Here is a 22,687-nt window from a genome sequence, read left to right as displayed (position 1 = left end):
GACGGGTCGAGCCTCCGGTGCGGTGAGGCAGGTCACAATGGGCGCGCAGCACAGTGATCACACATCAGCGATGTGCCATCAGCCGCGTGTCACGAAGGGGTGACCATGCAGCCGTTCCCGTCCCACGTCGCCGACCGCCTGGCGGAGCTGGCGCCGCCGCTGCTCGACCAGCTGGACGCCATGGCCACCCGGGTGGTGGCGATCCTGGAGCGCACGGAGTGCGCCTACGCGCAGCAGGGCCCGGCGGTGGTGGCCGAGCTCCACGCGTCCAGCCGGGCCAACCTCGAGCGCGGCGTGCGCACGTTGATGGGTGACACCGGCGACGGCGGTCGCGCAGCGATGGCGGCCGCCCGGGAGGTCGGCCGGCGGCGCGCCGCGCAGGGCATCCCGCTGGAGACGGTGCTGCGCGCCTACCGGCTCGGCGGGCAGGTGACCTGGGAGGCGCTGCGCGACGTGGCCCGCCGGGCGGAGGCGCCCGGGGACAGCGAGGTGCTGCTCGAGGTGGCCGGCTCCGTCTGGCACGTCAACGACGTGCAGTGCGCCGCGCTCGCCGAGGCCTACCGGCTGGAGCAGCGCCGGCTGGCCGACGTCGACGAGGAGGCGCGCCAGCAGCTGCTCGACGGCCTGCTCGACGGCCGCGGCGGCGACCCGTCCTTCGCCCGGACGGCGGCCGACCTGCTCGCGCTGCCGCTGGAGGGACGGTTGGTGTGCGCCGTGGCGCCGGCCGGGGACGACGACGGCGCTGCGCTCGCCGACGCCCCCGCCCAGCTGCTGCGTCGCGGTGTGCGCTCGGTGTGGGGCCGGCGCGCGGGAGCCCGGGTCGGCGTCCTGGCGCTCGGGGGGCGCCGGGTCGAGGACGTGCTCAGCTCGCTGCGGGAGCTGGCGACCGGTCCGGTCGGCGTCTCACCGGTCGTCGAGGGCGCCGCGGAGGTCGCGGCCGCCTGGCGGCTCGCCGACGCAGCCGCGCGCACGCTGCCCGCCGGCCGGCCGCAGGTGGCGGGCATCGACGAGCGGCTGCCCGAGGCGCTGCTCGCCGGGTCGCCGGAGATCGCCGCGCGGCTGGCCGACCAGGCGGTCGGCCGGCTGCTGGAGCTGCCGGGTGAGGAGCCGGCGGTGCTGCTGGAGACCCTCGCGGCGCTGCTCGCCGCCGACGGCTCGCCGACGCGGGCCGCGGACGCGCTGTTCTGCCACCGCAACACGGTCATGCACCGGCTCCGGCGGATCGAGCGGGTGACCGGCGGCTCGCTGGCCGACCCGCGGGCGCGGCTGCTGTGGCAGCTGGCGCTCCTGCAGGCCGGCCCGCGGCGACCGGCACCGGCCTGCCGGCCGGACTCCGTCCCGGCCCCGGGCGCCGGCGGCTACTGGAGGTAGTTCTCGACCTGCGGCTCGGGTCGCTCCGTGGCCTCGTCCGGGTCCTCGCCGTACTGCCGCTTGGCGTCCCGCTGGCGCAGCAGGTCCCAGAGCTGGTCGAGGTCCTGCTCGAGCTGGGTCATCCGGGCGCGGGTCTCGTCGGTGTGCTCACCGGCGTTGCGCAGCCGGTGCTCCTCCTCGACCAGCTCGTGGATGTGCTGGCGGATGTCCTTGTCGTCCATGTCCTGCCCCTCGTCGGTGCGGTCCCCGGCGCCGGGCCGGGCTTCGTCTGCCCCCAGCTTGCCCGGTCCGCGCTCCCGGCACACCGGCGGTGGTCGTCGCACCGGTCACCCGGTGTCACGGCGTGTCGGGCACCCAGCCCTCGACGAACGCGGCCAGCCGCCGGGTCAGCGCGCCCCCCGCCCGGCCGACGCCGAGCAGCGCGCCGCGCTCCAGCGGCACCCGCACCGGCCGGCGCTCCGGCGCCGGCGCGGCCCGGACCGCGTGCCCCGCGGCGACCAGCTCGGGCACCGGGCGGTCGAGCTGGGCGCGCACCCGGCCCAGCGCCGCCGCGGCCGGGCCGGCGTTGCCCTGGACCAGCGCGGTGACGAACGCCGGGTCGCTGGCGATGACCCGGGTGCCGTCGCGGAAGCTGCCGGCGGCCAGCGACAGCGCCAGCGGGCCGGCCTCGGCCGCGGCGGCGGCCAGTGCCGCGGCCAGCAGGTGCGGGACGGCGCTGATCGCGGCCACCGCCTCGTCGTGCTCCGCCGCGGTCACCGGCACCACCTCCGCGCCGACGGCCAGCGCGATCTCCGCGACCCGCAGCCAGCGGCGGACGTCGGTGTCCGGCTCCAGGCACACCGCCCACCGGGCGCCGCGGAACAACCCCGGGTCGACGGCGTCCGGGCCGGACCGTTCCGTCCCGGCCATCGGGTGCCCGCCCACGTAGCGGTCGCCGTACCGGGCGCCGAGCTCGGCGAGCACCGGCGCCTTCACCGAGCCCAGGTCGGTGATCGTCGCGCCGGGGTCGGTCCGCAGGCCGTCCAGCGCGGTCGCCATCACCGGCAGCGGCACCGCCAGGACGACGACGCCGGTCAGCTCCGGGCGCACGTCGACGCCGCGGTCTTCGGCGGCGGCGCGGGCCCGCGGGTCGACGTCCCAGCCGGAGACCGGCCGCCCGGCGTCCACCAGCGCGGCGGCGAGCGACCCGCCCAGCTGGCCCAGGCCCACCACCGACACCGGCGGGACGGGCATCGTGGGCACCGGGAAGCGCGGGTCGGCCATGATCTACAGGCTATGACCCATCCCGATGCCGACCCCGGCGCCACGGGGCTGCGGACGAGCTTCGCCGTCCGGGTGGCCAAGGACGGCGACCGCTGGGAGTGCGCGCTGCTGGCCGCGGACGCCGACGACGAGCTGCCGGTGCTGGAGCGGGCGCTCGGCGAGCCGGGCGACGCCGGCTGGCCCGGCCCGTTCGTGATCGTCGTCGACAGCCGGCTGTACTTCGTCGTGCTGCGGCACGGCCCCGGCGGCATGGTGCGCGCGCTCATCTCCGACGCCACCTTCCAGGAGTGGGTGCTCGCCGCGGAGGTCGTCGAGCGCTACGGCATCCCGGTCGACGACGCCACCGCCTTCGACGAGGACGAGGAGGGCTGGCCCGGCGGCGACCTCGACGTCTTCGCCGACGCGGGCCTGCCCGCCGACGAGCTCACGGCGCTGCTCGCCGCCGACGACCTGTGGGCCGACGAGATGGTGCTGCAGATCGCCGGCCGGCTCGGCTTCGCCGAGCAGCTCACCCGGGTCGCGGCCGCGTGAGCGTCCGCGCCGTCGTCTTCGACCTCGGTGGGGTGCTCACCGACAGCCCCCTGGCCGCCTTCGCCGCGTACGAGGCGGCGGCCGGGCTGCCCGACGGGCTGATCCGCCGGCTCAACAGCACCGCCCCCGACACCAACGCCTGGGCCCGGTTCGAGCGCGGGGAGCTGGACGTCGCCGGGTTCCGGGCCGCGTTCGAGGCCGAGGCGGCCGCCGCCGGGCACACCGTGGACGCCGGCCGGGTGCTCGCCGCGCTGGCCGGTGACCTGCGCCCGCCGGTGGTCGCCGCGGTGCGCCGGCTGCGGGACGCCGGGTTCCCGCTGGGCCTGCTGTCGAACAACGTGCGGCCGATGGAGCGCACCGGGCCGCTGGGCGAGCTGCTGGCGCTGTTCGACGCGGTCGTCGAGTCCTCGGTCGAGGGGGTGCGCAAGCCCGAGCCGGCGATCTACACCCGCGCGCTGGACCGGCTGTCGGCCGCCGTCGGCCGGCCGCTCGCGGCCGCGGACTGCGCCTACCTCGACGACCTGGGCATCAACCTCAAACCGGCCCGGGCGCTGGGCTTCACCACGATCAAGGTCACCGACCCGGCGGCGGCGCTGGCCGAGCTGTCGCAGCTGACGGGGGTGGACCTGGGATGACCGACGACGAGGCGATGCTGCGGGCGCTGGAGCTGGCGGCGGCCGCGCAGGAGTGGGGGGACACCCCGATCGGCGCCGTCGTCCTGGGGCCGGACGGCGCGCTGCTGGCCGAGGCCGCCAACGAGCGGGAGAAGCGCGGCGACCCGACCGCCCACGCCGAGGTGCTCGCGCTGCGCGAGGCGGCCCGGGTGCACGGCGACGGCTGGCGGCTGACCGGCGCGACCCTGGTGGTCACGCTCGAGCCCTGCACCATGTGCGCCGGCGCCAGCGTGCTGTCCCGGGTGGCCCGGGTGGTCTACGGCGCGGACGACCCGAAGGCGGGTGCGGTGGGGTCGCTCTGGGACGTCGTCCGCGACCGCCGGCTCAACCACCGGCCCGAGGTCGTGGCCGGTGTCCGGGACGCCGAGTCGGCCGCTCTCCTACGTGCCTTCTTCCGCGCGAGACGGGCCATGTAACCTCTTCGGCGGTGGCGTGTCCGAGCGGCCGAAGGAGCACGCCTCGAAAGCGTGTGAGGTGCAAGCCTCCGTGGGTTCAAATCCCACCGCCACCGCAGGTCGACGGCGGCGTCCCGGTTCCCCGGGGCGCCGCCGTCGTCGTACCGGCCGCTCAGCAGTTGGCCTTGCCCCAGTCGTCGATGGCCGACCCGCCGTCGATCAGCCCGGGCCGCAGCGCCTCGAGCTCGTCGGCGTAGCCGGTGTTGGCCTGCGGGTTCGACAGGTCCAGCTTGCCGACCAGGTCGCGCATCCCGGTCACCGCGCCGACGAAGCGCTGCCACTGCGGGGCGACGCCCGGCGGCGGCTGCAGCTGGTTGAGCTGGTCGACCGCGGCGGCCAGCCGCTGGGGCGCCTCCTGCGGCGCCTGCTGCACCGAGCCCAGGTCGGTCGACACCTGCTGCAGCACCATCGGCGCCTGCCGGCAGAAGTCGTCCTGGAGGTCGTCGGCCGACGCCGACGAGGACGGCGCAGCTGAGGACGACGACGCCGCCGACGACGACGCCGCCGACGAGGACGAGGACGACGAGCTCGCGGCGCCGGCGGCGTCGGCCGGGTCGTCGCCCCCGCACGCCGTCCCGAGCAGCAGGACGGCGCCCAGCGGGAGGGCGGTCAGGGCACAGCGCGTTCTGGCGGTGATCACAGGGAGACACCCTGCCGCCGGACCGGCCGGTCCGCGCGTCGGGGCCGGTCAGCCGATCGGCTCGTCGCGGTCCATCAGCAGCGAGCCGTCGCGGGCGCGGGTCAGCGTGAACTGGTGCAGCTCGTCGTGCCGGTCGCCGTTCTTCTCGACGAACACCACCCGTCCGGTCGCGGTCAGCTCGCCGGTCTGCTGCACGCCGGACAGCTGCACCGAGCGGAACCGGTTCCAGAACGAGACGTAGTTGCCCCGGCTCTCGACGTCCTGCAGGTAGGGGCCGGTGCGGGCGTACGCCGACGCCGCATCACCGGGCAGCAGCGCGTAGTAGCTGGTCACGAAGCCGGCGACGTCCGCGGCCGGTGCCTCGCTGGTCGGCGGCGGCTCGGACGGCGGCGGCTCGGACGACGGCGGCGGCGGGCTGCTGGACGGCGCGGTCTCCGGCGGCTCCTCGCTCGTCGACGGCGCCGGGGAGCTCTCCTCCGCCGGGCTGGGCGTCGGCTCGGCCGCCGGGGCGCTGGTGGCCGCCGGGGTCCGGTCGGCCGGGGGCGTGGCCGTGGAGTCGGTGTCGCGGTTCGCCCAGACGCCGACCAGCACGCCGGCGACCGCGAGCACGAGCAGCGCGGCCAGCAGCACCGGCCAGCGGCGGCGCCGCCGCGCGGGCTCCCCGGCCGGCGCGGTGGCCGGCGGTGGGGCCGGCGGCGTGGCGGCGGGTGCGTCGTCGGGTGCCGCGGCCGGCGGGCCCGCGGCAGGGTCCTGCTCGGCCGGCGCGGGGGCGGTCGCGACCGGCGCGGCGGTGACGGCCGGAGCGGGGGCTGCGGTGGCAGACGGGGTCGCGGTGGCAGACGGGGTCGCGGTGGCGGGCGGCGGCGTGGGCGCACCGATCGGCCGGACGTCGGTGAGCGTCGGAGGCAGCGGCGTCCGGGCGTTGAGCACGTCGGTGACGTCGCGGTCCCGGCCGGCGGCCAGCCGGGCCAGCTGGTCGCGCACCTCCGGCATGGTCGGCCGCTTGGCCTCGTCCATCGCCAGCATCCGCATCAGCGGGCGGGTGAGCGCCCCGGCGTGCCGCGGCTTGGCGAAGTCGCCGCCGGAGACCCGGTAGAGCATCTCCAGCGGGTTCTCGGTCATCCCGAACGGCGGGCTGCCCTCGAGGCAGGCGTAGAGCGTCGCGCCGAGGGAGAAGACGTCGCTGGCCTCGTCGGGCTCCTGGCCGCGGGCGACCTCGGGGGCCAGGAAGGCCGGCGTCCCCTTGACCACGCCGGTCTGGGTGAGCGACACGTCGCCCTGGGCCCGCGAGATCCCGAAGTCGGTGATCTTGACCAGGCCGTCCTTGCCGGGACCCTCGCCGATCAGCACGTTGCCCGGCTTCACGTCGCGGTGGACGATCCCCGCCGCGTGCGTGGCCGCCAGCGCGTCGGCGACCTGCGCGCCGATCTGGGCGACCTGGGCCACCGGCAGCAGCCCGCGCTCGGCCAGCACCTGGGCCAGGCTGCGCGAGGGCAGGTACTCCATGACCAGCCAGGGCTGCTCCTGGTCGAGCACCATGTCGTAGACCGAGATGGCGTGCGGGTGGCTCAGCCGGGCGGCGATCCGCCCTTCGCGCATCGCCGCCTGCCGGTGCTCCTCGGCCACGCGCGGCTCGACGCCGAGCGGGACGAGCACCTGCTTGACCGCGACGTCCCGGCCCAGCAGCTCGTCGCGGGCCAGCCAGACCGCGCCCATCGCGCCGCCACCGAGCCGGCTGCGCAACCGGTAGCGCCCGGCGACGAGCGAGCCCGGTGCGGTCACCGGCGGGACGGCGGGGTCATGACGGGCAGCGCGCCGGCCGGGGTCAGGCGGTGACCGGCGTGCCGAAGCGGCGCGCGTACTCGGCCTGGGCTCCCTCGGGCAGCGCGTCGAACAGCTCGCCGAGCTCCGTGACCGAGCTCTCCGGCAGCTCGTCGAACAGCGAGCTCCAGCTCGGCGGCTCGTCGTGCCCGCGGGTGAGCAGCAGCTCCCAGGCGCGGGTCTGCCGCTCGCGCTGGGCGCGCCCGGCGACCAGGCCGGTGAGGTACTGGTCCTTGGCCGCGTCCTTCTCCGCGCGGGTCGCGTCGTCGGGCAGGTTGCTCGGGTCGGTCTCCTGCAGCGCGGTCACGATCGCCGCGACGACCTCGGGGCGCACCTGCGTGCTGTCCGCGTCGCTCATCGAATGCCTCCTCGGCCGTTCCGGGCCCTCCGGTTGCGGCCCGGCGACACCCGCCGGGCCCGGTGGCGGTCGGGTCTACTCAACCACCCCCGGGGCCGCCGGGCCGGGTGACCCCGAGGTCGACGTCCGCACCTCCGCCCCCGCCCGCTAGACTGCCCAGCACTGGAGGATTCGCCTAGTGGCCTATGGCGCTCGCTTGGAAAGCGGGTTGGGGGCAACCCCTCGGGAGTTCGAATCTCCCATCCTCCGCAGGTAGAGCGCCGTCACGGCGCCGAGCATCACGACCCCGCCCGCCAGCGCGGTCGGGGTCAGCCGCTCGCCCAGCAGGGCGACGGCCAGCACGGTCGCGGTCAGCGGCTCGAGCAGCGTCACGATCGACGCGACCGCGGCCGGCACCGCGCGCACCCCGGTGAAGAACAGCCCGTAGGCGAGCGCGCTGGGGACCGCACCCAGGTAGAGCAGCAGCAGCAGGGCCAGCGGGTCGCCGGTGACGTCGAGCCCCGCGCCCAGCGCGACCGGGGTCAGCAGCACCGCGCCGACGACGAAGCCGACCGTCGTCGTCGGCACACCGTCGGGCACCCCGGACGACGCCACGACGACGCCGGCGTAGGCGACCGCGCAGCCCACCGCGGCGAGTGCGCCGAGCAGCACGGTGTCCCCGCCGCCGCCGGCCGACACGCCCACGAGCAGCACCAGCCCGACGAGCGCGGCCGACAGCGCGAGCACGGTGGCCCGGTCGGGTCGGCCGTGACCGAGCGCCGCCGCGCCGACGGCGACCAGCAGCGGGGCCAGCCCCAGGGCGACGAGCGTGGCGATGCTCACCCCGGCGGCGGCGACCGCGGCGAAGTAGGCCGCCTGGTAGGTGGCCAGGCCGGCGGCCACCAGCAGCAGCCGCACCCGGACGGCGCGGCTGCGCACCACCGGAGCGGGCTGCCGGCGGCGGGTGAGCAGGGTGGCGGTGCCGAGCACGACGGCCGCGACCGCCATCCGGTACCAGGCGACGTCGAGCGGGTCGAGGTCGGTGCGGCGCGCGATCACGTCGCCGGTGACACCGGAGGTGCCCCAGCAGAGGGCGGCGCCGACGACGAGGGCGAACCCGCGCGCGGCGGGGGTGGGCTGGGTGGGGGAGGACATGACGCTCCTGGGCGAGCCGGGCCGGTGGACTCGGGAGCCGGAGCGCAGCGCGACCCCGCCGCCCGGCGAGGCGGCGGTCAGGCCCGCGGGGCTCCGGTCAGGAGCGCGGCGGGGGCAGGACGAGGGCGCGACCGGGCGTCATGCCGGGGGAGCGTAGCGGCACCGGCCCGCGTGCCGGCGTCCCCGCGTCGACTACGATGGTGCGCGACCCCTCGTGCGGCGTCACCCTGTGAACCTCCCCAGGGCCGGAAGGCAGCAAGGATAAGCGGGCTCTGGCGGGTGTGCGGGGGGTCCCTTCTTTTGCGGTGCACAGCTGTTCGACAGGTGCAGACCCCCTCCCGTGCGGTTGACTTCCATGAACGTTCATGGAAGTTGCACGACGAGAGGAGTGGTCATGCCCCGTCGCCGGACCTGGTGGATCGTCGGTGGAGTGGTGGGTGTCGTCGTGGTCGGCGTCGTCGCCGGCCCGCTGGTCTACGCCGCGCTCGAGGACGACGCCCCGCCCGCGGCCACCGTGCAGGCCCAGCCCTCGGACGTCGCCCTGACCCCCGCGACCGACGGCACCTGGACCGTCGTCGCCGGGTCGAGCGCCGGGTACCGGGTGCACGAGGTGCTCAACGGTGCCGACGTCACCGTCGCCGGCACCACCGACCAGGTCACCGGCCAGGTGGTGATCACCGGTGGTGACCTCACGTCGGCGCAGGTGGACGTCGACGTCGCCAGCATCCGCACCGACCGCAGCCAGCGCGACGGCTACTTCCGGGACGACGTCATGCACGTCGACGAGAACCCGACGGCGACCTTCCGGGTCGACCAGCCGGTCGACGTCCCCGAGCTGTCCGGGACGCCGGTGACGGTGCAGGTCCCCGGCGACCTGACCCTCGCCGGCCAGACCCGGGAGGTCACCGCGCCGCTGTCGGTGGTGCGCACCGCCGACGGCGTCGACCTCTCCGGGTCGATCCCGGTCACCTTCGGCGACTACGGCATCGAGGCGCCGAACCTCGGCTTCGTGCGGGTCGACGACCAGGGTGCGGTGGAGTTCCTGCTGCACCTCGCCCAGCAGTGACCCGCACCGGGCGGCGGCGCGCCGGGAACGTCGGTCCGGCCACGTAATGTCGGTGGCGTGGCGCTGGCTCTCTACCGGAAGTACCGCCCGGCGACGTTCGCCGAGGTGGTGGGCCAGGAGCACGTCACCGCACCGCTGATGAACGCCGTCGACGGCGGGCGGATCAACCACGCGTACCTGTTCAGCGGCCCGCGCGGCTGCGGCAAGACGTCCTCGGCGCGGATCCTGGCCCGCTCGCTGAACTGCGAGCAGGGCCCGACGTCGACGCCGTGCGGCGTCTGCACCTCGTGCGTCTCGCTCGCCCCCGACGGCCCCGGCTCGATCGACGTCATGGAGATCGACGCCGCCAGCCACGGTGGTGTCGACGACGCCCGCGACCTGCGCGAGAAGGCGTTCTTCGCGCCGGTGAACAGCCGCTACAAGGTCTACATCGTCGACGAGGCGCACATGGTGACGACGCAGGGCTTCAACGCCCTGCTCAAGGTCGTCGAGGAGCCGCCGGAGTTCCTCGTCTTCGTCTTCGCCACCACCGAGCCGGACAAGGTGCTGCCCACCATCCGGTCGCGCACCCACCACTACCCGTTCCGGCTGGTGCCGCCGAGCACGCTGCGCGGCCTGCTGGAGAAGACCTGCGCCGCCGAGGGCGTCCAGGTCGAGCCCACCGTCTTCCCGCTGGTCGTGCGGGCCGGCGGCGGCTCCGTGCGCGACTCGCTGTCGATCCTCGACCAGCTGCTGGCCGGTGCGGGCGCCGGCGGCGTCACCTACCGCGATGCCGTCGGCCTGCTCGGCGTCACGGACGAGGCGCTGCTGGACGAGGCGGTCGACGCGCTCGCCGCCTCCGACGCGCCGGGGGTGTTCCAGGCCGTCGACCGGGTGGTCGAGGCCGGGCACGACCCCCGCCGCTTCGCCACCGACCTGCTCGACCGGCTGCGCGACCTGATCGTGCTCGACGCCGTGCCCGAGGCCGGCGGCAACGGGCTGCTCGACTGCCCGCCCGACCGGCTGGACCTGATGACCCGGCAGGCCCAGGCGCTGGGCGCGGCCACGCTCTCCCGGCTGGCCGACACCGTGCACGAGGGGCTCACGGAGATGCGCGGCACCACCGCGCCCCGGCTGCTGCTCGAGCTGGTCTGCGCCCGGATGCTGCTGCCCGCCGTCGACGGCTCGGCGCAGGCCACCCTGCAGCGCCTCGAGCGGCTGGAGCGGCGGATGTCGATCGCCGGCGAGCACGCCGGCCGGCCCGCCGGGTCGTTCACCGCCCCGGCGCCCGTCGCCGCGCCCGTTCCTGCGGCCGCCCCGCCCCAGGCCGCCCCGACCCAGGCCGCCCCGACCCAGGCCACCCCGGCGCGCCCGCCGGCCGCCGACACCGGCAACCGGCCGGCGTACGTGCGGCCGTCGCAGCGCGGCCAGGCGGACCCGGCCCCTGCCCCTGCTGCGCCCGCCGCCGCGGCCCCCCGGGCCCCCGAGCCCGCGGCCGCCGAGCAGCCCCCGGCCTCCGCCGCGCCGGAGCCCGCCACCCCGGCTCCGGCGCCGGAGGGCGACGACGGCTGGCCGACCCCCGCCCGCCCCGGCGCCGCCGCGGCCCGCCGTCCCGCCCCGGCTCCCGCGCCGGAGGGTGACGACGGCTGGCCGGTGCCCGCGCAGCCCGGTGGCGGCCGCCGCGAGGCAGTCGCGACCGCGCCGGCGAGCGCCCCGTCCGCGCCCGCAGCCCCGGCCGAGGAGCCGCGCCGGCCCGCCGCCGCCACCTCCGAGCCGGACATCCCGCTCCCGCCCGAGCCCACCGACGACGAGGACTGGCCGCAGCCGGCCCGTCCCGCCGCCGCGGCCCGGCCGGCCGCCCCGCAGCAGCCCGACCCGCAGCCGGCAGCACCCCAGCGGGCGGCCGCCGAGTCCGCGCCCGCGCCGCGCGGCGGGGAGCCGACGCCGGTCGTGTCGGCCAACCCGCCCGAGCCGGCCGGCGGGTCCGACGAGCTGACCACCGCCGACGTGCGGCGGATCTGGCCCGAGCTGCTCGGCGTGGTCAAGAAGCACAAGCGCACCACCGAGGCGCTGCTCAAGAACGCGCAGGTGCAGGAGCTGGCCAACGGGACCCTGACGCTGGCCACCACCTCCCCGGCGCTGGCCCGCCGGCTCGGCGACGACCTCAACAAGGACGTCATCCGGCAGTCCCTCGAGGAGCTGCTCGGGGTGCGCTGGAAGGTGCAGGCGGTCGTCGACGGCGGTCCGGGGGCGGCCGCCCCGCCCCCGGTCCGGGGCGGCATCAGCGCGGCACCCGACCCGGTCGCCGCCCGCGCCGCGGCGGAGGCCGCCGAGACCGCCGAGGCCGCCGAGCTGCTGGCCGAGCGGGACGCGAGCCCCGACGTCGACGACCACTCCCCGGCGGTCGACGCCGAGCAGGCCGCGCTGGCGCTGCTGCGCGCGCAGCTCGGGGCCCGCCCGATCGAGAGCAGCTAGGACAGGGCCACCTCGCCGCGCCACCGCGGTTCGTCGGCACCAGCACCTACGCTCGGAGCATGCCCCCGCAGCCGAACATGCAGCAGCTGATGAAGCAGGCGCAGAAGATGCAGCAGCAGCTCGCCGCCGCCCAGGAGCAGCTGGCCCAGGTCGAGGTCACCGGCACCGCCGGTGGCGGCCTGGTCAGCGCCATCATGACCGGCCAGGGCGAGCTGACCGCGCTCACCATCGCGCCGGCCGCCGTCGACCCCGACGACGTCGAGACGTTGCAGGACCTGGTCATCGCCGCCGTCCGCGACGCCAACCGCAACGCGCAGGAGCTCACCGCCCGGACGATGGGCCCGCTGACCGGCGGGATGGGCGGCGGCCTGGGGCTCCCCGGCCTCTGATCCACCCCACAGGAGTGCCCGGGGCGCGTTCTCCGCGCCCCGGCACTCCGAGCGAAGGAGAACCGTGTACGAGGGCGCTGTCCAGGACCTGATCGACGAGCTCGGGCGACTGCCCGGCGTCGGGCCCAAGAGCGCGCAGCGCATCGCCTTCCACCTGCTGGCCGCCGAGTCGGCCGACGTCGGGCGGCTGGTCGCCGCGCTGCAGCGGGTGCAGGCCGAGGTCCGCTTCTGCGTGACCTGCTTCAACGTCGCCGAGGGCGAGCAGTGCCGGATCTGCCGCGACCCCCGGCGGGCCGACGACGTCATCTGCGTCGTCGAGGAGCCCAAGGACGTCGTGGCGGTCGAGCGCACCCGCGAGTTCAAGGGCCGCTACCACGTGCTCGGCGGCGCGATCAGCCCGATCGAGGGCATCGGCCCCGACGACCTGCGGGTCAAGGAGCTGATGACCCGGCTGATGGACGGCACGGTCACCGAGCTGATCATCGCCACCGACCCCAACCTCGAGGGCGAGGCGACCGCCGCCTACCTGGCCCGGCTGGTCGCCCCGCTGGGCATGGCGGTCTCCCGGCTGGCCAGCGGCCTGCCGGTGGGCGGTGACCTCGAGTACGCCGACGAGGTCACCCTCGGCCGGGCCTTCGAGGGCCGCCGCCGCATCGATGCCTAGTCGGAGTGGATCCGTCGCGCTGAGCTCGACGGATCCACTCCGCCTCAGCCCTCGACGACGTAGTCGTCGCCGCGGCGGACGGCGCGGCGGACGCGGAGCCGCACCACCTGGCCGACCCGCTTGACCAGGCCCGAGTAGCCCGGCGCCGGGCCGTGGTAGCCGAGGAACCCGCGCGGTCCGGACACCATCTCGCCGGTCGACAGGTCGTAGCGGCTCTGGTGCCACGGGCACACCAGGCACCCCTCGGCGTCGAGGTGCCCCTCCGCGAGGTCGGCGAACTGGTGCCGGCAGCGGCGGGAGACGGCCGTCGTGCGGTCGCCGGTGTTGGCCACCGCCCACTGGCCGGCCCGCCGGACGGCGCCCGGGGGCAGGTCGGCGGCGGGGACGTGGTCGGGCACGGTGCCTCCAGGGCGGGTGGGTGCGCGAGCGGTGGGTGGGCGGTGCCCTACCCAGCGCAGCGACGTGCAGACCTCGCGCGGGCGGCGGCCGAGAACGTCGGACGCCGGTGGGACGGTTCGGCGGTCGAGCAGATCCGCCCGTCCGAGGAGGAACCATGCCCACCCGCGACGTCCCCTGGCCGGCCGGCACCCCCTGCTGGGTCGACTACAACGCCGTCGAGCTCACCGCTGCCCGCGCCTTCTACTCCGACCTCTTCGGGTGGGAGTACGCCGGCGGCGACCCGTCGTCCGGCGGCTACCTGTTCGCCGTGGTCGACGGCCGCCCGGCGGCCGGGCTGATGCCGCGGCAGAGCGAGGACGACGGCCCCGCCGCCTGGACCACCTACTTCGCCACGGACGACGCCGAGGCCACCGCCGAGCGCATCACCGCGGCCGGGGGCACGGTCGTGGCCCCGCCGATGGCGGTGCTCGACCAGGGCAGCTTCGCGATCGCGCTCGACCCGGAGGGCAACGTCTTCGGCCTGTGGGAGGCCGGCGGGTTCATCGGCGAGAACGTCTTCAACGAGCCCGGGACGGTGGTCTGGAACGAGGCCGCGGTCGAGGACCCGGCCGGCGCCCGCGAGTTCTACAGCGCGGTGTTCGGCCACCGCTGGACCGAGATCCCGGAGTCGGGCGGCTACTCCACCTTCGCCGTCGACGACCGGCCGCTCGGCGGTCTCGGCGGTCTCGGGCCCGACCTGCCCCGCGGCTGGACCACCTGCTTCTCCGTCGTCTCCGCGGACGACGCGGTGCGGCGGCTGGAGGCCGGTGGCGGCAAGGTGCTGCTCGCCGCGCAGGACAGCCCCTACGGGCGGTTCGCGGTGGGAACCGACCTGTGGGGTGCGCCGTTCTCGGTCATGCAGGAGACGGACAGCTGACGGCGGCTGCTGAGCACGACGACGGGGAGGTGGGCACGATGGAGCGCGTGCCCCACCTCCGCCGTCCGTCCGCCCCCCGTCCCGTCGCCCTCCTGCTGGCCGTCCTGACGGCGCTCGCCGCCGTGCTCCTCGTCCCCGGCACCGCCTCCGCCGAGGCGCCGGGCCGGCTGACCGAGCGGGTCACCGACTCCGCGGGCGTCCTGGGCAACGACGCCGACGAGGTGCGCGACACCGTCGACCGGCTCGCGTCCGACGAGGGCATCGGGCTCTACGTCGTCTTCGTGAACCGGTTCGACGGCACCGCCGATCCCGACGCGTGGGCGGCCCAGGCCGCACGGGCCACCGGACTCGGCCGCAGCGATGCGGTGTTCGCGGTCGCCACCGGGGAGCGACGCTTCGGGGTCTACGCCGGCGGCGCGTTCGCCGTCGACGAGGTGCGCCAGCTCGACCAGCAGGACGTCCGGCCCCAACTGTCCGACAGCGACTGGGCAGGCGCGGTCTCCGCGTTCGCCGACGGGCTGCCCGGCGCCCGCCAGGGCAGCTCCGGCGCATCGAGCAGCTCGAACTCCGGCGGGGGTGGCGGCGGGGGAGCAGTCCTCGTGACGCTGGTCCTCATCGCGCTGGTCGGTGGCGGCGCCTACCTGTTCTTCCGCGGTCGCCGGCGCAAGGCCGCCGAGCTCGCCGCCCAGCCGCAGACCCGGGCCATCCCGCGGCCCGATCCGCACGCCGGTGTCCCCACCGAGCAGCTCAACTACCGGGCGAGCCAGGCGCTGCTCGACCTCGACGAGCGGGCGCGCACGGCGGGCCTCGACCTCGACTTCGCCCGCGCCCAGTACGGCGCGGAGGCGGTGCCCGGCCTGGACCAGGAGCTGGCCGCCGCGCGTGACGAGCTCGCCCGCGCGTTCGCCATCCGCCAGCTGCTCGACGACGAGATCCCCGAGGACGAGCCGACGCAGCGCCGGATGCTCACCGACCTGCTCGGCCTCACCGGCTCCGCCGACCGCCGGCTGGCCGCGCAGAACGACGCGCTCGGCCAGTTGCGCGACCGGGAGCGCACCGCGCCGCAGGCGCTGGAGGAGCTGACCGGCCGGATGGCCGAGCTGCAGCAGCGGCTCCCGCAGGCCGAGCAGCGGCTCGCCGACCTGCAGGGCCGTTACGCCGAGTCGGCGGTGGGCCCGGTGCAGGGCAACGTCGCCGAGGCCGGCACCCGGCTGGCCGCGGCCGGCCAGGCGCTGACCCAGGCGCGCACCGCCGTGGAGAGCGGGGAGACCGGGCGCTCGGTCGCCCAGCTGCGCACCGCCGAGGACGCCGTCGCCCAGAGCGCGACGCTGCTGGACAGCGTCGAGCGGCTGGCCGCCGACCTGGCCGCCGCTGAGCAGCGGCTGCCCGCCGCCCGCGCCGGGGTGGAGGGCGACCTGGCCGAGGCGCGCGCCGCCGCCGGCGGCCCGGGCGCCGGTGACCTGCGCGCCCCGGTCGCCCGGGCCGAGGCGGCGCTGGCCTCCGCCGACGAGCTGCTCCGGCCCCGTGACGGCAGCCGGCCCGACCCGCTCGCCGCGCTCCGCCGCCTCGAGGAGGCCGACACCGCCCTGGACCAGGCGCTGGAGAGCGCCCGCGATGCCCGCGTCCAGGCGCAGCGGGCCGCCGCTGCGCTGGACCAGGCGCTGCTCACCGCCCGGTCCGGGGTGGCCGCCGCCGGCGACTTCATCTCCACCCGCCGCGGCGCGGTGGGCAGCGAGGCCCGCACCCGGCTGGCCGAGGCCGAGCGGCACCTGTCGGCCGCGGTCAGCGGGGCGAGCAGCGACCCGGTCGCCGGGCTGCGCGAGGCCCAGCTCGCCGACCGGCTGGCCCAGGACTCGCTGCGGCTGGCCCAGGACGACGTGTCCCGGTGGTCGCAGCAGACCGGCTACGGCTGGGGTGGCGGCGGCTACGGCGGCGGGGGCTACGGCGGTGGCGGTTTCGGCGGCGGTGGCTACGGCGGTGGCTACGGCGGCGGCTTCGGCCGGCCCCGCGGCGGCGGGATGGGCAACGCCCTGGGCTGGGGGCTCGGCGGGCTGGTGCTCGGCGGGCTGCTGTCCGGCGGCGGCCACGACAACGACTACGGCGCCTTCGGTGGCGGGGACTTCGGCGGCGGCGACTTCGGCGGCGGGGACTTCGGCGGCGGCGACTTCGGCGGCGGGGACAGCGGCTCGTTCTGACCCCCCGCCGGGTGGCGCCGGCCTAGGAGTCCGCGCTGACCTGGCCGTACGCGTGCGTCGGGCGCAGCCGGACCACCAGCCGCCGCTCGGCCACCATGGCCCGGCGGAACTCGGCCCAGTCCGGGTGCTCGCCGGAGACGCCGCGGTAGTACGCGACCAGCTCGTCGGCGGTCGCGTCGTCCGGGTCGGCGCACGGCGGGGTGAGCTCCGCGGTGCCCTCGGCGACCACCCAGCTCCAGAAGTCCGGCGAGGTCACGTGCAGGCTGGCCCGCGGGTCGGCGAGCAGGTTGCGGGTCTTGGCCCGGTCGGCGGTGACGGAGATGCGGAGCAGCCCGTCGTCCCAGCTGTAGCCAACGTTGGACAGCTGCGGCCGGCCGTCCCGCTTCAGGGTGGCGAGCACGCCCCAGCGGTGGGCGGCGACGAACGCCAGCAGCCGGGGGTCGGGGGTGGGCGCAGCGGTCATCGAAGTCCTCCGGTCAACGCCGTGTTCGGCCGTGGGAACGCCATCACGAGACGGTAACGGGTGTGGATCATGTCGTTGACCGTTGGATCAGCTGTGCTAGGCATGTCTCCTCCCGATGGCCACAGTCGGCCCCGGTGGCGCCTCCGCGCCTGCGGCCGGCTCCCATGAGAACGAGGTAACGGATGACTTCGGTCCCGAACGGCGGCCGGCGTGCGCTGGTCGCAACGGCGGGCATCGCGGTGTCGGCGCTCGCGCTGACCGCGTGCGGCGGCGGCGACGGCGACAGCGGCAGCGGCGGCTCGAGCGGCGGCGGCACGCTGACGATCGGCACCAGCGACAAGATCGTGACCCTGGACCCGGCGGGCTCGTACGACAACGGCTCGTTCACGGTGATGAACCAGGTCTACCCGTTCCTCATGAACACCGTGCCGGGCAGCCCCGACGTCAAGCCCGACATCGCCGAGTCGGCCAGCTTCACCAGCCCGACCGACTACACGGTCAAGCTGAAGTCGGGCCTGAAGTTCGCCAACGGTCACGACCTGACCAGCTCCGACGTGAAGTTCAGCTTCGACCGGGTGCTGAAGATCAACGCGCCCGACGGCCCGGCCTCGCTGCTGGCGAACCTGGACAGCACCGAGGCGACCGACCCGACGACGGTCGTGTTCCACCTCAAGGTCGCCAACGACCAGACGTTCCCGCAGGTGCTGTCGACCAACACCGGCCCGATCGTCGACGAGGAGGTCCTGTCGCCCGACGCGCTGACCCCCGACGCCGACATCGTCAAGGGCAAGTCCTTCGCGGGGCCGTACACGATCACCAGCTACGACCAGAACAACCTGGTGCAGTACCAGGCGAACCCGGACTACAAGGGTGCGCTGCCCAAGCCGAAGACCGACAAGGTCAACGTCAAGTACTACGCCGACGCCTCGAACCTGAAGCTGGACATCCAGCAGGGCAACATCGACGTCGCCTTCCGCAGCCTGTCGGCCACCGACGTCGCCGACCTGCGCAAGAACGACGCGGTCAAGGTCGTCGACGGTCCCGGCGGCGAGATCCGCTACATCACGTTCAACTTCGACACCCAGCCCTTCGGCGCCAAGGCGCAGGGCGCCGACCCGGCCAAGGCGCTCGCCGTCCGCCAGGCGGTCGCCGACCTGATCGACCGCAAGGAGCTGTCGGACCAGGTCTACAAGGGCACGTACACCCCGCTGTACTCCTTCGTCCCCGAGGGCCTGACCGGGGCGATCACCCCGCTCAAGGACGCCTACGGCGACGGCAGCGGCGGCCCCAGCGCCGACAAGGCCAAGCAGCGCCTGCAGGCGGCCGGCATCACCTCCCCGGTGGAGCTGAGCCTGCAGTTCAGCACCGACCACTACGGCCCGTCCTCGGGTGACGAGTACGCGCTGATCAAGGACCAGCTGGAGAAGAGCGGCCTGTTCAAGGTCAACCTGCAGTCGACCGAGTGGGTGCAGTACTCCAAGGACCGCACCTCCGACGTCTACCCGGCCTACCAGCTGGGCTGGTTCCCCGACTTCTCGGACGCCGACAACTACCTCACGCCGTTCTTCCTCAACACGGCCGAGACCACGGCGTTCCTGAAGAACCACTACTCGAACCCGACCGTCAACGACCTGATCCAGCGTGAGGTCGTCGAGCAGGACAAGGACGCGCGCAAGCAGCTCATCGAGCAGGTGCAGACCGAGGAGGCCAAGGACCTCGCGACCGTCCCGTACCTGCAGGGCTCGCAGATCGCCGTCGTCGGCAAGGACGTCAGCGGCACCGAGGACACCCTCGACGCCTCGTTCAAGTTCCGGTACGGCGTCCTGAGCAAGGGCTGAGAACCACCGCACGGCCCGGGCCCCGGGTGACTCGCGCACACGCGAGGCACCCGGGGCCCGGTGCGTGTCCACGTGAGCGCACCATGACCGGCGACATCCCGGCACACGGCCCGGACGGCAGGGAGACATGACCACGACCACCAGCGAGCTGACCGGCAGCTCGACGCAGGGCGACGGCGCCGCCGCCGCACCGCCGGCGAAGCGCCGGCGCAGCGGGGGAGGACTGGGCAGCTACCTGCTCATCCGCTTCCTGCTGATCTTCCCGACGATCTTCATCCTGGTGACGACCGTCTTCTTCCTCATGCGCACGACCGGTGACCCGATCACCGCCGCGCAGGGCGGCCGGCTGACCCCGGAGCAGCTGCAGGAGCGCATCCACGCGGCCGGCTACGACCGGCCGGTCATCAGCCAGTACCTCGACTACCTCGGCGACATCCTGCACGGCGACTTCGGGACGACGCTGTCGGACCGCCGCCCGGTGACCGAGGTGCTCACCACCTTCGGCGCCGCGACGCTCGAGCTCGCCGTCTACTCGCTGATCGTCGCCTTCCTGGTCGGCATCCCGCTGGGCCTGGCCGCCGCGTGGTTCCGCGACCGCTTCCCGGACGCCGTGCTGCGGGTGTTCGCGATCCTCTGCTACGCCACCCCGGTCTTCTTCGCCGGCCTGATCCTGAAGCTGGTCTTCGCGGTCAAGCTGGGCTGGCTGCCGGTGTCCGGCCGCGCCTCGACCGGCTCGGAGATCGAGCTGTCGACGCTGCCCAGCAAGACCGGCATCTACCTGGTCGACGCGATCCGGCTCGGCAACGGCGAGGTCGTCCGGGACGTGCTCGAGCACGCCGTCCTGCCCGCCGTGGCGCTGGGCCTGCTGACCGCCGGTGTCTTCCTCCGGCTGGTGCGCACCAACGTCATCGGCACGCTGGGCACCGGCTACGTCGAGGCCGCCCGCTCGCGCGGCGTCCGGGAGTCGCGGCTGCTGCGCAAGCACGCCTACCGGCCGGCGCTCATCCCGATCATCACCGTCATCGGCCTGCAGGTGGCCATGCTGCTCGGCGGCGCGGTGCTCACCGAGACCACCTTCGAGTGGAAGGGCCTGGGCTTCCAGCTGGCCCAGTACCTGTCCAACCGCGACTTCGTGGCCGTGCAGGGCATCGTGGCCATGCTCGCGGTCATCGTCGCGGTCACCAACTTCATCGTCGACGTCGTCGCGGCGTTCATCGACCCGCGGGTGAGGTACTGAGATGGCCACCGCAGTGACCCCGCCCGCCGAGGCCCCGGCCCGCCGCCGGCGTGGCTGGCGCCAGCTGCCCGTCGTCCACCAGCTGCGGCAGAGCGTCGGCCTGCAGCGCGGCATGCTCGTCACCGGCCTGGTGCTGTCGGCCGTGTTCGTGCTCGCCGCTGTCTTCGCGCCGCTGCTCGCGCCCTACGGCTACAACCAGCTCCGCGACGCCGACGGGCCGTTCGGCGCGCAGGTGAGCCCGTCGGCGGACCACCTGCTCGGCACCACCGTCGGCGGCTACGACGTGCTGTCCCGGGTCATCTACGGCTCCCGGACGGCGCTGGCGGTCATCGTGGTCGCCGTCCTGCTGTCGATCGTCGTGGGCGTGCTGCTCGGTCTGGTGTCGGGCTACTTCGGCGGCTGGCTGGACCGGGTGCTGGTCGTCGTCTGCGACGCGATCTACGCCTTCCCCTCGCTGCTGCTGGCCATCGTCATGGCGATCGTGATCAGCGGCGGGCAGTCCAGCCTGTGGGGCGGCATCTTCGCCGCGGCCATCTCGATCACCGTGGTGTTCATCCCGCAGTACTTCCGCGTGGTGCGCGCCGAGACGGTGCGGATCAAGTCCGAGGCGTTCGTCGAGTCGGCCAAGGTCATCGGCGCCAGCAACTGGCGGATCATGGCCCGGCACGTGCTGCGCAACGCCACCCGCACGCTGCCGCTGATCCTCACGCTCAACGCCTCCGAGGCGATCCTCACCCTGGCCGGCCTGGGCTTCCTCGGCTTCGGCATCCAGCCGACCGCGGCCGCCGAGTGGGGCTTCGACCTGAACAAGTCGATCGCCGACGTCACCAGCGGCATCTGGTGGACCTCGATCTTCCCGGGTCTGGCGATCGTGCTGACCGTGCTCGCGCTGACCCTGGTCGGCGAGAGCCTCAACGACCTGGCCGACCCGCGGCTGCGCAGCCGGCGCGCCGCGGACGACCCGCCACCGGCCGGCGCCGTCGAGCCCGGCGGCGTGCTGCTCTCCGACGCGGCCGAAGGAGCTCACCCGTGACCGTCGTCGACATCAAGGACCTGCAGATCTCCTTCGCCACCGACGCCGGCACCGTGCCGGCGGTCAAGGGCGTGAGCCTGCAGGTGGAGGCCGGCGAGGTGCTGGCCATCGTGGGGGAGAGCGGCAGCGGCAAGACCGTCACCGCGCGCAGCATCCTGGGGCTGCTGCCGGAGACGGCCAGCGTCCGCGGCGCCGTCGTCCTCAGCGCCAAGGACGGGTCCAACGCCCAGGACGTCGTCCCGCTGCGCGGCGCGCAGCTGTCGGCGGTCCGCGGTGAGGACGCCGCGATGGTGTTCCAGGAGCCCTCGACCGCGCTGAACCCGGTGTACCCGGTGGGCTGGCAGATCATCGAGGGCCTGCGCGCGCACGGGAGGTACAGCCGCAAGGAGGCCCGCGCCAAGGCCGTCGACGTGCTGCGCCGGGTCGGGATCCCCGACCCCGAGGTGCGCATCGACCACTACCCGCACCAGTTCTCCGGCGGGCAGAAGCAGCGCATCGTCATCGCCCAGGCGCTGGTGCTCGACCCCGGCGTGATCATCGCCGACGAGCCGACCACCGCGCTCGACGTCACCGTGCAGGCCGAGATTCTCGACCTGCTGCGCCGGTGCCGCGACGAGTTCAACACCGCGATCGTGCTGATCACCCACAACATGGGCGTGGTCGCCGACCTCGCCGACCGGGTGGCGGTCATGTACCGCGGCGAGATCGTCGAGCAGGCGGACGTCGCGACGCTGTTCTCCGCCCCGCAGGAGGACTACACCAAGCAGCTGCTGGGCGCCGTGCCGCGGCTGGGCGAGGGCCGGGTGCGGACCGAGGAGCGGGCCGCGGCCCGCCGTCCCGGCTGGGCCGAGGCCACCCCCGTGGTCGAGGCCCGCGACCTGCGGATCGTCTACCCCGGTCGGCTGCGCAAGCCGGACTTCGTTGCCGTCGACGGTGTCAGCTTCAGCATCCGCCCCGGCGAGGTGCTCGGGCTGGTCGGCGAGTCCGGCAGCGGCAAGACGACGATCGGCCGCGCCATGGCCGGGCTGACCAAGGTGACCGGCGGGTCGCTGCAGGTGCACGGCGTGGAGATGAACGGCGTCAAGGAGAAGGTGTTCCGGCCGGTGCGCGAGCGGGTCGGGTTCGTCTTCCAGGACCCGGCGTCCAGCTTCAACCCGCTGCTGACCATCGCCGAGGCGGTCGCCGAGCCGCTGGTGGTGCACAAGCGGGCCAAGGACCCGCGGGCCGCGCGGCCCCGGGTCGACGAGCTGCTGGAGGCCGTGCAGCTGCCGAAGGCGTTCGGCGACCGGTACCCGCACGAGCTGTCCGGCGGGCAGCGGCAGCGGGCCAGCCTCGCCCGGGCCATCGCGCTGGACCCGGAGCTGCTGATCGCCGACGAGCCGACGTCCGCGCTGGACGTGTCGGTGCAGGCCCGGGTGCTGGAGCTGTTCGACGAGTTGCAGCGCGAGCTGGGCTTCGCCTGCCTGTTCATCAGCCACGACCTCGCCGTCGTCGACCTGCTCGCCGACCGGATCGCGGTGCTCTACCGCGGCCGGCTGGTCGAGGAGGGCACCGGCGCGCAGGTGCTGGGCGCGCCGCAGCACGAGTACACCCAGCGGCTGCTGGCCTCGCTGCCGGTGCCCGACCCGGTCGAGCAGGCCGCCCGCCGCGCCCGCTGGGAGCAGCTCACGTAGTCGGAGTGGGGGGGGGGGGGGGGGGGGGCGGGGGGGGCGCCGGGCCCGCGGCACGCGCCACCGCCCGGCCGGGGGGGTGCCGGCCCGCGTGGGGGTGGGGCGCGGGGGGGCCG

General features: G+C 75.3%; 21 protein-coding genes, 2 tRNA genes, 1 other RNA gene and 1 pseudogene. 17 read left to right on the top strand and 8 right to left on the bottom strand.

Features of this window, described 5'->3' with window-relative positions; all coding sequences use genetic code 11:
• Nucleotides 1-105: 105 nt before the first annotated feature.
• Nucleotides 106-1,371: a helix-turn-helix domain-containing protein gene (locus AB0J00_RS15475; protein WP_357746050.1), complete on the top strand. Its 1,266-nt coding sequence runs from the start codon at nt 106-108 to the stop codon at nt 1,369-1,371.
• Here the strand turns inward: AB0J00_RS15475 and AB0J00_RS15470 are convergent.
• Complete coding sequence (locus tag AB0J00_RS15470) at nt 1,359-1,592, bottom strand: DUF2630 family protein (RefSeq protein WP_357746048.1); 234 nt, start codon at nt 1,590-1,592, stop codon at nt 1,359-1,361. The genes AB0J00_RS15475 and AB0J00_RS15470 overlap by 13 nt on opposite strands.
• A gap of 115 nt (nt 1,593-1,707) precedes the next feature.
• Entirely contained in the window at nt 1,708-2,634 is a 927-nt protein-coding gene (locus AB0J00_RS15465; RefSeq protein WP_357746046.1) for a prephenate dehydrogenase/arogenate dehydrogenase family protein, read from the bottom strand.
• Nucleotides 2,635-2,646: 12 nt separating this feature from the next.
• Between AB0J00_RS15465 and AB0J00_RS15460 the strand changes: the two genes are divergently transcribed.
• The 4 genes from AB0J00_RS15460 to AB0J00_RS15445 all read left to right on the top strand — a co-directional run bounded on the left by AB0J00_RS15460 (nt 2,647) and on the right by AB0J00_RS15445 (nt 4,350).
• The gene (locus tag AB0J00_RS15460; protein WP_357746043.1) at nt 2,647-3,165 is read left to right on the top strand and encodes a tRNA adenosine deaminase-associated protein; all 519 of its coding nucleotides are present in this window, start codon (nt 2,647-2,649) and stop codon (nt 3,163-3,165) included.
• The gene (locus AB0J00_RS15455) at nt 3,162-3,800 is read left to right on the top strand and encodes an HAD family hydrolase (RefSeq protein WP_357746042.1); all 639 of its coding nucleotides are present in this window, start codon (nt 3,162-3,164) and stop codon (nt 3,798-3,800) included. The genes AB0J00_RS15460 and AB0J00_RS15455 overlap by 4 nt, the downstream gene beginning before the upstream one ends.
• Complete coding sequence (locus tag AB0J00_RS15450) at nt 3,797-4,255, top strand: nucleoside deaminase (protein WP_357746040.1); 459 nt, start codon at nt 3,797-3,799, stop codon at nt 4,253-4,255. Before AB0J00_RS15455 ends, AB0J00_RS15450 begins: the two co-directional genes overlap by 4 nt.
• Nucleotides 4,256-4,265: 10 nt before the next feature.
• Nucleotides 4,266-4,350, top strand: a tRNA-Ser gene (locus tag AB0J00_RS15445).
• Between the two features lie 56 nt (nt 4,351-4,406).
• Here AB0J00_RS15445 and AB0J00_RS15440 read toward each other — a convergent pair.
• Genes AB0J00_RS15440 through AB0J00_RS15430 form a run of 3 tightly spaced genes read right to left on the bottom strand, consistent with a single transcriptional unit; the run spans nt 4,407 to nt 7,113 of the window.
• A complete protein-coding gene (locus tag AB0J00_RS15440) occupies nt 4,407-4,934 on the bottom strand; it encodes a hypothetical protein (protein WP_357746038.1) in 528 nt (175 codons plus the stop codon).
• A gap of 48 nt (nt 4,935-4,982) precedes the next feature.
• Nucleotides 4,983-6,716: a serine/threonine-protein kinase gene (locus tag AB0J00_RS15435; protein WP_357746035.1), complete on the bottom strand. Its 1,734-nt coding sequence runs from the start codon at nt 6,714-6,716 to the stop codon at nt 4,983-4,985.
• Between the two features lie 43 nt (nt 6,717-6,759).
• Nucleotides 6,760-7,113, bottom strand: coding sequence for a hypothetical protein (locus AB0J00_RS15430; RefSeq protein WP_357746033.1), 354 nt, complete (start codon nt 7,111-7,113; stop codon nt 6,760-6,762).
• A gap of 164 nt (nt 7,114-7,277) precedes the next feature.
• Here AB0J00_RS15430 and AB0J00_RS15425 point away from each other — a divergent pair.
• Nucleotides 7,278-7,362 (top strand) — tRNA-Ser (locus AB0J00_RS15425).
• A 66-nt stretch (nt 7,363-7,428) separates the two neighbouring features.
• Here AB0J00_RS15425 and AB0J00_RS15420 read toward each other — a convergent pair.
• Nucleotides 7,429-8,247 (bottom strand): annotated as a pseudogene (locus AB0J00_RS15420) (EamA family transporter); the annotation flags it as partial.
• 203 nt (nt 8,248-8,450) lie between these two features.
• Between AB0J00_RS15420 and ffs the strand changes: the two are divergent.
• From ffs to recR, 5 genes are all read left to right on the top strand, one after another.
• Nucleotides 8,451-8,546, top strand: an RNA gene (gene ffs, locus AB0J00_RS15415) — signal recognition particle sRNA small type.
• 95 nt (nt 8,547-8,641) lie between these two features.
• Nucleotides 8,642-9,313: a YceI family protein gene (locus tag AB0J00_RS15410; protein ID WP_357746030.1), complete on the top strand. Its 672-nt coding sequence runs from the start codon at nt 8,642-8,644 to the stop codon at nt 9,311-9,313.
• A gap of 57 nt (nt 9,314-9,370) precedes the next feature.
• Entirely contained in the window at nt 9,371-11,767 is a 2,397-nt protein-coding gene (locus AB0J00_RS15405; protein ID WP_357746027.1) for a DNA polymerase III subunit gamma and tau, read from the top strand.
• Between the two features lie 59 nt (nt 11,768-11,826).
• Nucleotides 11,827-12,156: a YbaB/EbfC family nucleoid-associated protein gene (locus tag AB0J00_RS15400; protein ID WP_357746025.1), complete on the top strand. Its 330-nt coding sequence runs from the start codon at nt 11,827-11,829 to the stop codon at nt 12,154-12,156.
• A gap of 64 nt (nt 12,157-12,220) precedes the next feature.
• The gene (recR, locus tag AB0J00_RS15395) at nt 12,221-12,820 is read left to right on the top strand and encodes a recombination mediator RecR (RefSeq protein ID WP_357746022.1); all 600 of its coding nucleotides are present in this window, start codon (nt 12,221-12,223) and stop codon (nt 12,818-12,820) included.
• A gap of 44 nt (nt 12,821-12,864) precedes the next feature.
• Here the strand turns inward: recR and AB0J00_RS15390 are convergent, their stop codons facing one another.
• Complete coding sequence (locus AB0J00_RS15390) at nt 12,865-13,218, bottom strand: Rieske (2Fe-2S) protein (protein WP_357746020.1); 354 nt, start codon at nt 13,216-13,218, stop codon at nt 12,865-12,867.
• Nucleotides 13,219-13,373: 155 nt separating this feature from the next.
• Here AB0J00_RS15390 and AB0J00_RS15385 point away from each other — a divergent pair, with 155 nt between their 5' ends.
• Together AB0J00_RS15385 and AB0J00_RS15380 are read left to right on the top strand one after the other, a co-directional pair.
• Nucleotides 13,374-14,135, top strand: a complete 762-nt coding sequence (locus tag AB0J00_RS15385; RefSeq protein WP_357746019.1) for a VOC family protein — start codon at nt 13,374-13,376, stop codon at nt 14,133-14,135.
• Between the two features lie 38 nt (nt 14,136-14,173).
• Nucleotides 14,174-16,330, top strand: coding sequence for a TPM domain-containing protein (locus tag AB0J00_RS15380; RefSeq protein WP_357746017.1), 2,157 nt, complete (start codon nt 14,174-14,176; stop codon nt 16,328-16,330).
• Between the two features lie 22 nt (nt 16,331-16,352).
• Here the strand turns inward: AB0J00_RS15380 and AB0J00_RS15375 are convergent, their stop codons facing one another.
• On the bottom strand, nt 16,353-16,793 hold the full coding sequence (locus AB0J00_RS15375; RefSeq protein WP_357746015.1) for a PPOX class F420-dependent oxidoreductase: 441 nt from the start codon (nt 16,791-16,793) through the stop codon (nt 16,353-16,355).
• Nucleotides 16,794-16,975: 182 nt separating this feature from the next.
• Here AB0J00_RS15375 and AB0J00_RS15370 point away from each other — a divergent pair, with 182 nt between their 5' ends.
• The 4 genes from AB0J00_RS15370 to AB0J00_RS15355 all read left to right on the top strand — a co-directional run bounded on the left by AB0J00_RS15370 (nt 16,976) and on the right by AB0J00_RS15355 (nt 22,574).
• Nucleotides 16,976-18,631 carry an ABC transporter substrate-binding protein gene (locus tag AB0J00_RS15370; RefSeq protein ID WP_357746013.1) on the top strand — a complete coding sequence of 552 codons (1,656 nt, stop codon included), beginning with the start codon at nt 16,976-16,978 and terminating at the stop codon, nt 18,629-18,631.
• A gap of 127 nt (nt 18,632-18,758) precedes the next feature.
• A complete protein-coding gene (locus AB0J00_RS15365) occupies nt 18,759-19,868 on the top strand; it encodes an ABC transporter permease (RefSeq protein ID WP_357746011.1) in 1,110 nt (369 codons plus the stop codon).
• Between the two features lies 1 nt (nt 19,869).
• Nucleotides 19,870-20,901 (top strand): ABC transporter permease, encoded by a 1,032-nt coding sequence (locus AB0J00_RS15360; protein WP_357746008.1) that lies wholly within the window; start codon nt 19,870-19,872, stop codon nt 20,899-20,901.
• Nucleotides 20,898-22,574 (top strand): ABC transporter ATP-binding protein, encoded by a 1,677-nt coding sequence (locus tag AB0J00_RS15355; RefSeq protein WP_357746005.1) that lies wholly within the window; start codon nt 20,898-20,900, stop codon nt 22,572-22,574. Before AB0J00_RS15360 ends, AB0J00_RS15355 begins: the two co-directional genes overlap by 4 nt.
• Nucleotides 22,575-22,687: the final 113 nt, after the last annotated feature.

Origin of the sequence: Modestobacter sp. NPDC049651, assembly GCF_040659695.1 — a bacterium.
GTDB lineage: Bacteria > Actinomycetota > Actinomycetes > Mycobacteriales > Geodermatophilaceae > Modestobacter.
The sequence above is the reverse complement of the archived record's forward strand: the minus strand, read 5'-3'. Positions and strand labels throughout refer to the sequence as shown.

Coding starts and splice junctions, on each gene's coding strand:
- AB0J00_RS15475 (WP_357746050.1), top strand. CDS start 106: ATGCAGCCGTTCCCGTCCCACGTCGCCGACCGCCTGGCGGAGCTGGCG.
- AB0J00_RS15470 (WP_357746048.1), bottom strand. CDS start 1,592: ATGGACGACAAGGACATCCGCCAGCACATCCACGAGCTGGTCGAGGAG.
- AB0J00_RS15465 (WP_357746046.1), bottom strand. CDS start 2,634: ATGGCCGACCCGCGCTTCCCGGTGCCCACGATGCCCGTCCCGCCGGTG.
- AB0J00_RS15460 (WP_357746043.1), top strand. CDS start 2,647: ATGACCCATCCCGATGCCGACCCCGGCGCCACGGGGCTGCGGACGAGC.
- AB0J00_RS15450 (WP_357746040.1), top strand. CDS start 3,797: ATGACCGACGACGAGGCGATGCTGCGGGCGCTGGAGCTGGCGGCGGCC.
- AB0J00_RS15430 (WP_357746033.1), bottom strand. CDS start 7,113: ATGAGCGACGCGGACAGCACGCAGGTGCGCCCCGAGGTCGTCGCGGCG.
- AB0J00_RS15410 (WP_357746030.1), top strand. CDS start 8,642: ATGCCCCGTCGCCGGACCTGGTGGATCGTCGGTGGAGTGGTGGGTGTC.
- AB0J00_RS15400 (WP_357746025.1), top strand. CDS start 11,827: ATGCCCCCGCAGCCGAACATGCAGCAGCTGATGAAGCAGGCGCAGAAG.
- AB0J00_RS15385 (WP_357746019.1), top strand. CDS start 13,374: ATGCCCACCCGCGACGTCCCCTGGCCGGCCGGCACCCCCTGCTGGGTC.
- AB0J00_RS15380 (WP_357746017.1), top strand. CDS start 14,174: ATGGAGCGCGTGCCCCACCTCCGCCGTCCGTCCGCCCCCCGTCCCGTC.
- AB0J00_RS15375 (WP_357746015.1), bottom strand. CDS start 16,793: ATGACCGCTGCGCCCACCCCCGACCCCCGGCTGCTGGCGTTCGTCGCC.
- AB0J00_RS15370 (WP_357746013.1), top strand. CDS start 16,976: ATGACTTCGGTCCCGAACGGCGGCCGGCGTGCGCTGGTCGCAACGGCG.
- AB0J00_RS15365 (WP_357746011.1), top strand. CDS start 18,759: ATGACCACGACCACCAGCGAGCTGACCGGCAGCTCGACGCAGGGCGAC.
- AB0J00_RS15360 (WP_357746008.1), top strand. CDS start 19,870: ATGGCCACCGCAGTGACCCCGCCCGCCGAGGCCCCGGCCCGCCGCCGG.